General features: G+C 73.4%; 11 protein-coding genes. All 11 read left to right on the top strand.

Annotated features, from left to right (window positions below; genetic code table 11):
- The first annotated feature begins 25 nt into the window (after positions 1-25).
- Positions 26-1063 (top strand): glycosyltransferase family 4 protein, encoded by a 1038-nt coding sequence (locus TBIS_RS14150; protein WP_148231534.1) that lies wholly within the window; start codon positions 26-28, stop codon positions 1061-1063.
- 51 nt (positions 1064-1114) lie between these two features.
- Entirely contained in the window at positions 1115-1888 is a 774-nt protein-coding gene (locus TBIS_RS14145) for an enoyl-CoA hydratase/isomerase family protein (protein ID WP_013133086.1), read from the top strand.
- A 47-nt stretch (positions 1889-1935) separates the two neighbouring features.
- The gene (locus TBIS_RS14140; RefSeq protein ID WP_013133085.1) at positions 1936-2298 is read left to right on the top strand and encodes a hypothetical protein; all 363 of its coding nucleotides are present in this window, start codon (positions 1936-1938) and stop codon (positions 2296-2298) included.
- Between the two features lie 6 nt (positions 2299-2304).
- Positions 2305-3531 carry a DUF6395 domain-containing protein gene (locus tag TBIS_RS14135; protein WP_013133084.1) on the top strand — a complete coding sequence of 409 codons (1227 nt, stop codon included), beginning with the start codon at positions 2305-2307 and terminating at the stop codon, positions 3529-3531.
- On the top strand, positions 3516-4370 hold the full coding sequence (locus TBIS_RS14130) for a M55 family metallopeptidase (RefSeq protein WP_013133083.1): 855 nt from the start codon (positions 3516-3518) through the stop codon (positions 4368-4370). The genes TBIS_RS14135 and TBIS_RS14130 overlap by 16 nt, the downstream gene beginning before the upstream one ends.
- Before the next feature lie 97 nt (positions 4371-4467).
- Positions 4468-4983, top strand: coding sequence for a YbaK/EbsC family protein (locus TBIS_RS14125; RefSeq protein ID WP_013133082.1), 516 nt, complete (start codon positions 4468-4470; stop codon positions 4981-4983).
- 96 nt (positions 4984-5079) lie between these two features.
- Positions 5080-7209, top strand: a complete 2130-nt coding sequence (locus TBIS_RS19935; RefSeq protein ID WP_013133081.1) for a serine/threonine-protein kinase — start codon at positions 5080-5082, stop codon at positions 7207-7209.
- Positions 7196-9049 (top strand): serine/threonine-protein kinase, encoded by a 1854-nt coding sequence (locus TBIS_RS14110; protein WP_013133080.1) that lies wholly within the window; start codon positions 7196-7198, stop codon positions 9047-9049. The genes TBIS_RS19935 and TBIS_RS14110 overlap by 14 nt, the downstream gene beginning before the upstream one ends.
- Positions 9050-9092: 43 nt before the next feature.
- Positions 9093-10343: a serine/threonine-protein kinase gene (locus TBIS_RS14105; protein WP_013133079.1), complete on the top strand. Its 1251-nt coding sequence runs from the start codon at positions 9093-9095 to the stop codon at positions 10341-10343.
- A 581-nt stretch (positions 10344-10924) separates the two neighbouring features.
- Positions 10925-11704 (top strand): electron transfer flavoprotein subunit beta/FixA family protein, encoded by a 780-nt coding sequence (locus tag TBIS_RS14100; RefSeq protein WP_013133078.1) that lies wholly within the window; start codon positions 10925-10927, stop codon positions 11702-11704.
- A 16-nt stretch (positions 11705-11720) separates the two neighbouring features.
- Positions 11721-12674 carry an electron transfer flavoprotein subunit alpha/FixB family protein gene (locus tag TBIS_RS14095; protein ID WP_013133077.1) on the top strand — a complete coding sequence of 318 codons (954 nt, stop codon included), beginning with the start codon at positions 11721-11723 and terminating at the stop codon, positions 12672-12674.
- Positions 12675-13174 lie beyond the last annotated feature (500 nt).

Genomic DNA, 13174 nt, shown 5'->3' with positions numbered 1-13174 from the left:
CGCTCACGAGAGATTGCACATCGCGATGGTCGCGCCGCCGTGGTACGACATCCCGCCCAAGGCGTACGGCGGCATCGAGTCCATGGTGGCCGACCTGACCCAGGGGTTGCGGCGGCGTGGGCACGAGGTGACGCTGATCGGTGCGGGCGACGGGGTGGACCACCGGACCTACGAGACGCCACCGTCGTCCCGCATCGGTGAGCCGTTGCCCGAGGTGCTCCACGCCGCCCGGGTCAACCGCCTGCTCGAGGAACTGGACCCCGACGTCATCCACGACCACTCGCTGGCCGGCCCGCTGAGCGCCGGCGGCCGGTCCGCGCCCACGGTGGTCACCTGTCACGGGGACGTCACCGGCGAGCTCGGTGACGTCTACCGGGCGATGGGCAAGGCCATCTCGCTGGTCGCGATCTCCTGGGCGCAGCGGGCCAACGCCCCCGATCTCAACTGGGTCGGGCGCGTCCACAACGCGGTGGACGTCTCCACCTTCCCGTACACCGAGCGCAAAGAGGACTGGGTGCTCTGGATCGGCCGGTTCAACATGACCAAGGGCGCCCACCTCGCGATCGAGGCGGCGCGGGCGGCCGGCCGGCGCATCGTGCTCGCCGGAAAGCTCACCGAGGAGATCGAGCACGCGTACTTCAACGAGTACGTCCGCCCCTTGCTCGGGCCGGACGCCGAGTACGTGGGCGAGGCCGACGCGACGCTCAAGCGGGAGCTGTACGCCAAGGCCCGGTGCCTGGTCTTCCCGCTCCAGTGGGAGGAGCCGTTCGGCATGGTCATGATCGAGTCGATGGCCTGCGGCACCCCGGTCGTCGCGCTGAACCGCGGGTCGGTGCCCGAGGTGGTGGCGAACGGGGTCACCGGGTACGTCTGCGAGGACCTCGCCGAGATCCCCGCCAAGATCGAGGCCGTCGACGAGCTCGACCCGCGGGCGATCCGGGCCCATGTGGAGGCGAACTTCGACGTCTCCGTGATGGTCGAGGGGTACGAACGGATCTACCAGAAGGTGGCGGCCCGCGCCCCGATCCGCCCGTCGCGGCGCACGCTTCCGCTGGCTCGCTGAGGCGCGCCTCTATCGTGGTGCCCTGAAGCGAGCGAAGGAGGATGACGGCGCATGGGGGACTTCGTCGGGGTCGAGGTCGCCGAGCACATCGCGACCATCCGGCTGAACCGGCCCAAGCTCAACGCGTTGAACCGGCAGATGCAGCTCGAGCTGGCCGAGGCGGCCAGGATCGCCGACGCGGACCCGCAGGTCCACGCCGTCATCCTCTACGGCGGGGAGCACGTGTTCGCCGCGGGCGCCGACATCAAGGAGATGGCCGCCATGTCGTACGCGGACATGGCGGCCCATTCCCGGGTCCTCCAGGACTGCTTCACCGCGGTCGCGCGGATCGGCAAGCCGGTCATCGCCGCGATCAACGGGTACGCGCTGGGCGGCGGGTGCGAGCTCGCGCTCTGCGCCGACTTCCGGGTGGCCGGGGAGGGCGCCACCCTCGGCCAGCCGGAGATCACCCTCGGGATCATCCCCGGGGCCGGGGGGACGCAGCGCCTGTCCCGGCTCATCGGGCCCGCCAAGGCCAAGGACCTGATCTTCACCGGCCGGCACGTGGGCGCGGCCGAGGCGCTCGCCATCGGCCTCGTCGACACGGTGGTGCCGGACGCCGAGGTGTACCCGGCGGCGCGCGAGCTCGCCGCCCGCTTCGTCAACGGGCCCGCCGTGGCGCTCCGGGCGGCCAAGCAGGCGATCGACCGCGGCCTGGAGACCGATCTCGACACCGGCCTGGAGATCGAGCGGCTGCAGTTCTCCGGGCTGTTCGCCACGCAGGACGCGCGGGAGGGCCTGACCGCGTTCGCGGAGAAGCGCCGGCCCACGTTCACCGGACGGTGATCTTCAAGGCCGCCGAGCCGTGAACATTGCGGCTATTGTGGCGGTACATGAGACGGATCGTCGTGCGCGCGCTCGCGCCCGTGCGGAGATGGCTGCTGGCCCGATTAGACGCCCGGTACGTCACCGCGACCTCCCACCGGCGGGACATCAAGGACACGCTCTGGGAGATCAACATGCTCCGCCGCGAGCTCGTCGGGCTGCGCGAGGAGGTCGACCGGCTCCGTAAGGCGGCCGAAGGGCGGCCGGCCCAGGCCGCGCCGGCCTCCGATCCCCGGGTGGCCGAGGCGCACCGCCTCGCGACCGAGACCGCCGCGGCGCTCGACAAGGTGCTCCAGAACGAGGTGCGCGTCTGGCAGGCCATCGACGAGCTGCGGGCGCGCCTGGCCACCGAGGCGCGGCAGGCGGGGTAGCGATCCGTGCGGGTGACGTGGACCCACGACGACGGCGTCTGGCGGCTGGCCTTCCTGCTCGACCCCGAGGATGAGACCACCGGGACCTGCACCGACGGCCAGCGCCTCGAGCTGCGCACCAACTCCTGCCACGTCCGCCTGCCGTACCCGGTGCCGAGCGTCCACCCCGACCTCCTCGCCGTGGCGGCGTGGACCGTGGCGGCGCCGTGGACCCGGCGGCGGGTGACCTTCGACCGGCCGATCTCCCCCGCGGTCGCCGAGGCGCTCCGCACCGGGTGGGGCGTGGACGCCGGGCCGGTCGGCGAGGACCCCCGGTCCGGGAGCCGCCTCGCCCTCTCCTACAGCGGCGGCGCCGACTCGATGGCCGTGGCGTCGATCTTCCCGGACGTCCCGTTCGTGCACTTCCAGCGGGTGAGCCACCCCAGGGTGCCGAACCGGTGGACGCACTACCGCTCCGACGTGCTCGCCAAGCTCGCCCGCCGTACCGGCCGGGACGTGACCGTCGTCCAGTCCGACCTGGAGTTCGTGCTCAGCTTCCCGCGCCCCGGATACCCGGAGCACCACGCGGTGACCGTGGGCGCGCTGCTCCTCGCCGACGAGCTCGACCTCGGCGGCGTCGCGCTCGGGTACGAGCTCGGCTCCCGCTGGCTCGGCGGCGGCCGCTACGTGCACCGGTACACCCCGGACAACCCGATGTGGGCGGCGCACGGCAAGTGGGGCCGGCTCTTCGCCGCGGCCGGGCTGCCCATGGTGCTCCCGGTCGGCGGGGTGAGCGAGGCCGTCACCATGCGGCTCGCGCTCGAGTCCGACCTGCGCGACCTGGTCCGCTGGTGCCTGCGCGGCTCCGGGGACGGGCCGTGCGGCCGGTGCGGCAAGTGCCTGTACAAGGAGCTGATCCAGGCGGCGATCGAGCGCCGCCCGCTCCGCACCACCCTCACCGCCGACAGCGTCCCCGCGCGCAAGTGGCAGCAGCCTCCGCCGTACGGCGGGCAGGAGATGGTCGCCTACGGCTGCGCCCGGGTGCCCGGCATCGAGCACACCCCGTTCGCCAAGGCCGCGCAGTACCTCGCGCCGACGATCGAGTCCACGAGCTGGCTCGACCACTACTATCCCCCCGCGCTCGAGGAGATCCCCCCGCCCTGGCGGGAACAGGTCGAGACACGCCTGGTGCAGAAGGTCGGCCTGATGACCGAGGACCAGGCCCGCCAGGTGGAGACGTGGGGGGAGCGATGAAGATCTACCTGTCGGTGGACATGGAGGGGGTGACCGGCCTCACCGACCCCGAGGAGATGGTGCAGGGCGGACGGGGGTACGAGCGCGGCTGCGAGCTGATGACGGGGGACGCGAACGCGGCGATCGACGGCGCCTTCGCGGCCGGCGCCGGGGCCGTGGTGGTCAACGACGCGCACGGCTCGACCAAGAACCTCCGGATCGACCTGCTCGACCCCCGGGCCACGCTGATCAGAGGGCCGGGCAAGCCGTACCGGATGGGGCACGGCCTGACCGCGGACTTCGCGGCAGCGTTCTTCATCGGGTACCACGCGCGCGCCGGGGTCGCCCACGGGGTGCTCAACCACACGTGGATGGGCAAGGAGATCCACAACCTCTACCTCAACGGCGAGATCTGCGGCGAGACGCGGCTGGTCGCCGGCTTCGCCGGCTCGCTCGGCGTGCCCGTGGCGCTCGTGACCGGGGACGAGGCGGCCTGCGAGGAGGCCCGGGAGGTGCTCGGGGACGTGGAGACCGTCGCGGTCAAGAAGGGCATCGACCGGTTCTCCGCCGAGCTGCTCCCGCCCGAGGCCGCCCACCGGAGGATCCGCGAGGCCGCCGCCCGGGCGCTCGGCAGGCTCGGTGAGCTCCGCCCGTACGTGGTGCCCCCGCCGTACACCCTGGGGGTGGAGTGGAACTCGACCGCGATCGCGGCCGCGTGCGCGATCGTGCCCGGGGTCCGCCGGGCCGGGCCCCGCCACACCGAGTTCACCACCGATGACTATCACGAGATCATGGCGCTCCTCGGGATCTTCTCGATGATCGGCGGCGGGGTGGCCTGCGGCAGCGGGATCTACGGGTGATCCCGGGCGGATACCGTGGTCAGCGTGACAGGCCCGCGGGACCGGTGCCGCGCCTCAGGGCGCGCACGCCGGCCCGCCCGAGTGAAGGGAGGGCGCAGTGGCTCTCGAATGGGTGCCGGCCGCGGACCGGCCCGACCTGCTCGCCGAGCCGACGGCCAAGGCCGTGGCCGCCAAGGGGATCGACGCCAAGGTGGCCGCGATCGACCCCGAGCTCGCCGACACGGCCGCCTTCTGCGCGCACTACGGCGTCGCGCCGGAGGACTCCGCGAACTGCGTGATCGTCGCCGCGAAGCGCGGCGGCCAGACCCGGTACGCCGCGGTGATGGTGCTCGCGAGCCACCGGGCGGACATCAACGGGGTGGTCCGCCGCCACCTCGAGGCGAGGAAGGCGTCGTTCGCGCCGCACGACGAGGCCGTGTCGCTCACCGGCATGGAGTACGGCGGCATCACGCCCATCGGGCTGCCGGAGGACTGGCCGGTGCTCGTTGATGAAAACGTTACGCGCCGGCCGTTCGTGGTGATCGGCAGCGGGCTGCGCCGCTCCAAGCTGGCGCTTTCCGGTGCGGCGCTCGTCGAGGCGACCGGAGCAGAGGTCCTATCCCTGGCTCTTTGATGGCCCATGTCCGGACTGCCGGTCATTGCCATGAGCGGACTTGTGGCGAGATGGTGCAAGCATGGGCGTTCATTGTGTCGGTATGGTGCTTAGGCAATGAAAGAAGACGAGCGTCTGGGCCCATACCGGTTGCTGCGGCGGCTCGGTGAGGGCGGTATGGGAGTGGTCCACCTCGCTCTCGACCCGTACGGCAGGCAGGTGGCCCTCAAAGTGCTGCGCTCGGAGGTGGCGGGGGACGACGTCGCCCGCCGGCGGCTGTCCCGCGAGGTCGAGACCATGCGCCGGGTGCGCAGCGAGTACATCGCCGAGGTCCTCGACGCCGACGTCACCGGCCACCGCCCCTATATCGTCACCCGCTATGTTCCCGGTCCCTCGCTCGACAAGATCGTAAAGGAAGAGGGGCCGCTGCCGCTGGACGCCCTGCTCCGGGTGGCCCATGGGGTGGCGGAGGCGCTCGCCGCCGTGCACGCGGCCGGGGTCGTGCACCGCGACCTCAAGCCCGGCAACGTGCTCATGGTCGACGGCCGCCCCGTGCTGATCGACTTCGGCATCGCCCAGGCGGTCGACGCCACCCGGCTCACCCAGACCGGCATGTTCATCGGCACCCCGGGCTACCTCGCCCCGGAGATCATCCAGGGCGGCGAGGCCGGCCCCGAGGTGGACATCCACGCCTGGGCCGGAACGATCCTCTTCGCGGCCACCGGGGAGCCGCCGTTCGGCACCGGCACGCTGGAGATGATCTTCTACAACATCACCTCGGGGCGGGCGAACATCGACGCCGCGCCCCCGATCCTCCAGCCCGTGCTGCGCGCCGCGTTCAACCGCGACCCGAAGAAGCGCCCCACCGCGGCCGAGCTCGCCCAGTGGGTGGCCCGGTTACGGTCACCGTCCGGCGCGCCCCGCAGGCCCGACATGATCACCACGGTGCCGAACCTCGGCGAGGCGGGCGGTGGCCCCGCCGCACCGGACACCGGCGCCCGGACGCGCCCCGCCGTCACCTCGCCGTCCGCGCCCGGGACGGCCGCGCCCCCGGCCGGGGCCGCGGCGGCGCAGACCGGCATGGCGGCCCCGCCGCAGGCCGGGACGGCCGCGATGCCCCACACCGGCATGGTCGCGATGCCGCAGACCGGGATGGTCGCGATGCCGCAGACCGGCATGTCCGCGGACCGGCCCGCCGCGCCGGGGACCGGCGACGCCACGACCGGGCCCGGGGACCCGTTCCCGACCGTGCGGGTGACCGGCGACGACCTGCGCCGCGCGAGCGCGCCCCCCGCCGAGGGGCAGCGCACCGCGCCGGGCGCACGGACGGCCCCGGCGGCGCACTCCCGCCCGGTCACCCCGCAGCCGCCCGCGCACCCGCCCCACACGCCGCCCTCGCACCCCGGCCCCGGGCTGGCCGAGGGGGACATCCCGACCCGGCGGGTCACCTCGGCGGAGCTCCGCCAGGCCGGCGCGTACCCGTACGCCGACCGCGGGCGGCCGGCCGGCGGGCTGCCGCCACGCGAGCCGCACGGCCCGGAGGTCGACCCCACGCTCCGGCTGCGCCCCTCCGAGCTCCCGGACACGGCACCGCCGCCGCCGTTCCCCACCCCGCGGCCCGCGCCCGCCGGGGGCCGGGTGTACCGGGCGGGGGCCGCGCTGACCTTCGCCGCGCTGGGGCTGCTCGCCGTCCTCATGCCCAAGCCGGCCCTGCTGATCACGCTCCCGGCGGTCGTGCTGCTGCGCGCCGCCGACATCGCGCACCGGCGGCTCGCGGCCGGGCACCCGGCCGGCTCCGCCGGCGTGCTGCGCGTGCTCGCCGACCCGGCCGCGCTCATCAGGTCGGCCCTGGTGACGATCGCCCTCATCCCGTACGGGGCGCTGCTCGGGACGGCGGTGACCCTGCTGCTCAACAGCCTGGTCACCGCGATGCACCCCTCCGCCGCGGTGAGCTGGGGGTTCGCCGTGGCGCTCTGGACGGTCTGCGCCGGGCCCGGGGTGCGCGCGCCGACCGGCCAGCTCGAGCGGACGCTCGCCGCCCTGGTGCCCGACGGGGGAACGGCCAAGGCCGTGGTCCTGGGCATCGGCGCGGTCACGGCGCTGTTCGCCGCGCTCACGCTCGGCACGTTCACGGGTAAGGAGACGTCAGGGCACTTCGCGCCTCCCTTCAACGTTCAGTCAGTGATAGATCGTCTGAAGGAGCTGCGCGACCAAGCGGAAACCGGGGGACGGCATGTCGGCTACTGAGGCTCCGGAGCGGATCGGCCCGTACCGCCTGATCCGCAGGCTGGGAGAGGGCGGCATGGGGGTGGTCCACCTCGCCCTCGATCCGTCGGGGGCCGAGGTCGCCGTGAAGGTGCTCCACCCCCACGTGGCGTCCGACCTCAAGGCGCGGGACCGCCTCATCCGCGAGGTGGACACCATGCGCCGGGTGCGCAGCGACCGGGTCGCCGCCTTCGTCGACGCGGACCTCACCGGGCCCACGCCGTACGTGGTGACGAAGTACGCGCCGGGGCGCACGCTCGAGGACACCGTGCTCGAGGACGGCCCGCTCCCGGACGACGCGATCATCAGACTGGCCTGCGGGCTCTGCGAGGCCCTGGTGGCGATCCACGCGGCCGACGTCATCCACCGCGACCTCAAGCCGGCGAACGTGATCCTCGTCGACGGCGATCCCGTGGTCATCGACTTCGGCATCGCCCACCTGGTGAACGCCACCCGGCTCACCCAGACCGGGATGTTCGTCGGCACCCCCGGGTACCTGGCGCCCGAGATCATCCGCGGGGCGGAGATCACGCAGGCGGCCGACATCCACGCGCTCGGCGGGACCGTGTTCTTCGCCGCCACCGGCCAGCCGCCCTTCGGATCGGGGGCGTTCGAGGCGGTCTGTTACAACATCCTCGAGGGCAAGCCCCAGCTCGACCTCGCCCCCGCCTGGCTGCGCGGCTGGCTGCGGCTCGCCCTCGCCAAGGAGGCCGCGGACCGCCCGACCGCGGCCGAGCTGCTCCGGCTCGCCCGGAAGCTCGACCCCACCGTGGCCGAGCTGCAGGAACAGGCGCGCGACGGCTCGACCAAGCTCCTCGACGCGTCGACGCTGGGCGAGACCAAGGTGCTCGGCGGCACGCGCGCCCCGGACGACTTCTCCGACCTGCTCACCCCGGTGAACTACGTGACGGCCGAGCGGGCCGCCGCGGCCCCGGCCGCCTACGCCCCGCCGCCGGCCGGGCACGCGGCCCCGCCCGCGGCGCCCCCGCGTCCGCCGTTCCAGGACCAGCGGGTGGCCGGCCCGCCGTTCCAAGACCGGTGGGTCGCCGGGCACCCGGGAGCGGTCCCGCCACCGCGCGTCTTCCCGCCGCCCGCGGCGCCACCGGCCCCGCCGGCCGCCCCGCCCCGGACGTGGCCGGGCGAGCGGGCCGCGATCCGGGAGCGGCATCCGATGCTCGCCGCCCTGCTCCTGGTGATCCTCGTGGCCCTGGCCTGCATGGTGCCGGTCACCGTGAGCCTGTTCGCGATCGTGGCCACGTTCTGCCTGCGGGTCGGGTACCACCTATTCGGCGAGGTCTCCCGGCGCCGCGCGGTCCGGGGGAGCAGCATCACCGATCCGTTCTTCGTGATCTTCCGCACTCCGTGGGCGGTGGTGAAGAGCGGGCTGGCCACGCTCGTCCACGTGCCGCTCGCCGCGATGTTCGCCATGTGCGTCTGGGGCGTGCTCACCTACATCGGCCGGCTCGGCACCGACCCGGCGGCCGCCTACGCGGCCGGGGCGTTCGTCGCCGGGCTGTTCATCCTCCCCGGTGGGGCCGCGCCGCGCGCCGCGGTCTCCCGGACGCTGAGCGCGGTGATCAGGACACCGGGCGCGGCGAGGGTGCTCCTGATCGTGGCCGCGGTCCTCGCCCTGTTCACGTCGATGATCGCGCTCTCGGCGGACGCCCACTGGGCGCCCTGGCGCCCGCCGACGGTCGCGATCACCCAGGTGGTCAGCGTCCTTAAAAGGAAGGGCGAGGACACGGTCGTCAACCTGATCAGTGGTGTGATCGGCGACATCATGGACAGGATCGGATTGAGCTCCCTCACTTTCTGGAACTGACCGGCGGGACGGGCCGCCGGCCGCGGGACCGAGGAGGAGCGGGATGGGCGCGCCGGAGCAGTTGGACAGGTACCGCCTCCTTTCGACTCTCGGTTCGGGTGGGTTCGGCGAGGTGTACCTGGGCCTCGACCCCGAGGGGCACACGGTCGCCATCAAGGTCCTCCATCCGCACGTCGCCGCCGACTCCCTCGCCCTCGCCCGCCTGGCGCGCGAGGTGGAGACCATGCGCCGGGTGCGCGGCCCGCACGTGGCGGAGATCCTCGACGCCTCGCTCACGGGACCCCGGCCGTACCTCGTCACCCGGTACATCCAGGGCCGCCCGCTCAGCACGGTGATCGCGGAGGATGGACCGATCCAGGGGGACGGGCTCGTCCGGCTGGCCCGCGGCCTCGCCCGGGCGCTGGCGTCCATCCACGCCGCCGGAGTGGTGCACCGGGACCTCAAGCCGGCGAACGTGATCCTCGCCGACGGCGAGCCCTATGTGATCGACTTCGGGATCGCCTACGCCCTGGAGTCGGCCTCGGTCACCGCGTCGGGGCTGGTCGTGGGCACGCCCGGCTACCTCGCCCCCGAGGTGATCGACGGGGAGGCGGCCGGGCCGGAGGCCGACGTGTTCGCGCTCGGGGCGACCCTGGCCTTCGCCGCGACCGGGCGGCAGCCGTACGGGACCGGGCCGCCGACCGCGGTCGCCTACCGGGTGGTCCACCACGACCCCGACCTGTCCGGGGTGCCGCCCTGGCTCGCCGCGATCCTCGTCGACTGCATGGCCGCCGACCCGGCGGCCCGGCCGACGGCGGCCGAGGTGGTGGCGCGGATCGAGGCGGAGGTGCGGGGGAACGCCGCCGCGGCGCAGTCGGCGCCGCCGCGGCGGGCGGTGCCGCGGACCAGGACGCTCCCCGCCCGGAACCCCGCCGATGAGCCCACCCGGGAGTGGCGTCCCGGTGGCCGGCCGCCCTCGGCGGCCGAGGAGGCGCGCCGGCGGCACCGGCGCAAGGTGCACCGCCGGTGGATCATCGGCTCCGCCCTGGTGGTCGGCCTGTTCGCCTCGGCCGCGCGCACCCACCTCCCCGAGCTCTCCCTGCTCCTGCTCGTGCTCTACGGGCTCGTGGTGCTCGCCGACGCCGGGCTCGGCATGTTCGAGCGGGCCCGGGACCGGGTGCTCACGGACGCGGTGGGGGGAACGGGCGCCGTGGCGGTGTGGGCCCTGCTGAGCAGCCTGTTCAGCACCACGACCCTGCTGCTCGCCGTCGGCGCGGTGCTCGCCGTCCTGATCGGCCTGGTCGCCGCCGGGTGACGCCGCCCGGCTCGCCGCGATCGTCCCGCCGGGCCGTACGGCGCGGCGGGATCCGGTGGCCTCGGACGGCCGTGGCGCGTGGCGCGGGGCGACGCCGGATGGTGGAGCGCCGTGCCGGCGATCGCCGCGGGTCCCGGGCCGCGTCCCGTGCCGGCGATCGCCGTGGGGCCTTGGGCCGTGTCCCGTGCCGGCGATCGCCGTGGGGCCTTGGGCCGCGTCCCGGTGCGCCCGTCCGGTGGCCGAGGCGCGGGGTGCCGTACGGGCGCCGGGACGCCGTGGGGTGCCGCAGCCCATCGTCGGCCGATCCGGTCTGTGCCCGGTTCCAGACCATCCGTCGGTGTGGTGTGATGGCGGATGATCGACTTGTGCGGCGTGATCAATCGGGGCCGGAGTGCAGATCACAGGGCTTGCCGTTAGGCTACTCGTGAGTAACCTAGCGTGGGAGTGCATGAGCGCGCTTGAGGCCACCCCTCGTCAAGCCGCTCAGACATGCTTTGGCACTCTAAGGGATGCGTGCCCCACCGCACGTACCGATGATCGCGGCGTCAGCCGAAGGGAAAAGGGGAGGTCGGCCACCGGCCATGAACATCGTCGTCTGCGTGAAGCAGGTCCCCGACACGGCGACCGAGCGCAAGCTGAAGTCCGATGACAAGACCCTCGATCGTGAGGCCGCCGACGGCGTCCTCAACGAGCTGGACGAGTACGCGGTCGAGGAGGCGCTGCGGCTGAAGGAGGCCCACGGGGGCGAGGTGACCGTCCTGACCATGGGCCCGGCCAAGGCGACCGACACCATCCGCAAGGCGCTCGCCATGGGGGCGGACAAGGCGGTTCACCTGTGCGATGACGCCCTGCACGGGTCGGATGCGCTGTCCACCTCTTATGCGCTGGCGCAGGTGCTGAAGAAGATCGGCTTCGACCTGGTCATCCTCGGCTCGGAGTCCACCGACGCCCGCACCGGCGTGCTGGCGGCCATGCTGGCCGAGCGGCTGGGGGTACCGCAGCTCACCCTGGCCAACAAGGTCGAGGTGAACGGGTCGGCGATCACCATCCAGCGGCTCACGGACTACGGCTTCGACAAGGTCGAGGCGTCGCTGCCGGCGGTGGTGTCGGTGGTGGAGAAGATCAACGAGCCGCGCTACCCGTCGTTCAAGGGGATCATGGCGGCCAAGAAGAAGCCGGTGGAGACGCTCGGCATCGCCGACGCGGAGATCGCCGCCGACCAGGTGGGCCTGGCCAACGCCTGGAGCGAGGTCGTGGAGTTCGCCGCCGCGCCGCCTCGCGCGGCCGGCACGGTCGTCAAGGACGAGGGCGACGGCGGCGTGAAGATCGCCGAGTTCCTCGCGTCGAAGAAGTTCATCTGAGCTGAGGAGCTTGGTCATGGCTGAGGTTCTGGTTCTTGTCGAGCACGTCGAGGGCGAGGTCAAGAAGGTCACCCTGGAGCTGCTGACGCTCGCCCGGCAGCTGGGCGCCCCGTCGGCGGTGTGGGCCGGCCCCGGGTACTCGGAGGCGGCGAAGGCCAAGCTGGCCGAGTACGGCGCGGAGAAGGTCTACGTCGCCGACGGTGAGGAGATCACCGGGTACGTCGTCGCCCCGAAGGTGGCCCTGCTGGCCAAGCTGATCGGGGAGAAGTCCCCCGCCGGTGTGCTGATCGCGGCCACGCCGGAGGGCAAGGAGATCGCCGGCCGGCTGGCGGTGCGCACCGACTCCGGCGTGATCACCGACGCCGTCGGCCTGGGTGAGGGGTTCGTCGCCGAGCAGTCGATCTTCGGTGGGGCGATCAACGTCCGCAGCCGGGTGACCAAGGGCACGCCGATCATCGCGGTGCGGCCGAACGCGACCGCCCCGGTCGCCGCCCAGGGCGCGGCCGCCGAGGAGCGGGTCGAGGTGGCCCTGTCGGACGCGGACAAGGCCGCGCGGATCGTCGAGCGGGTGGCGCAGGAGAAGGGCGCCCGCCCGGAGCTGACCGAGGCGGCGATCGTGGTCGCCGGTGGCCGCGGTGTGGGCTCGGCCGAGGGGTTCGGGATCATCGAGAAGCTGGCCGACTCCCTCGGTGGCGCGGTGGGCGCCTCCCGGGCCGCGACCGACGCCGGGTGGTACCCGCACCAGTTCCAGGTCGGGCAGACCGGTAAGACGGTCTCGCCGCAGCTGTACATCGCGGCGGGCATCTCGGGCGCGATCCAGCACCGGGCCGGTATGCAGACCTCGAAGACGATCGTGGTGATCAACAAGGACCCGGAGGCGCCGATCTTCGAGATCGCGGACTTCGGTGTGGTGGGTGACCTGCACAAGGTCGTGCCGCAGCTGATCGAGGAGATCGAGAAGCGCAAGTGACCTCCCGCCTTCCGCCGCGAGGCGGAACGAGTGCGGTGGTCTGGCGTGGAAGCGGCGCCGCGCACGCGGCGCCGCTTTTCCCTTTGTTTCTCTTCGCCCGGCTGTTTCTCTTCGCCCGGCGCGGTCCCCGCTCTCTTCACCCGGCTCCCGTTTTGCTTCGTCCGGGCGCGGCCCCGGCTTCTCTCAGGCAGCCGTCGTCCTCGCTTCTCTGCGCCCGGCCTCGCGTTCCAACGCCCGGCGCGATCGCCAGCCTGCTCTTCGCCTGACGCGGTCTCTCTCGCCGAGGCGGCGTTCGTCCTCTGGAGCGGCCTGGCGCGCACGGCGAACGGGCAGAGTCTCCGGGGCGGCCGATATGGAGCCCGGCCCGGCGGACCGCGGGGGGTGATGCCTCAAGATCAGGGCTTCCGTACCCCGCGGGCGTGTGATCGTCGCTCCGGCGGGAGAGGCCGCGGATCCCCGGCGCCGGGGCCGGATGGGCGGTCGCGACCGGGCCGACCGGT

Source organism: Thermobispora bispora DSM 43833, assembly GCF_000092645.1.
Lineage (GTDB): Bacteria > Actinomycetota > Actinomycetes > Streptosporangiales > Streptosporangiaceae > Thermobispora > Thermobispora bispora.
This window is presented reverse-complemented; position numbering and strand designations above follow the sequence as displayed.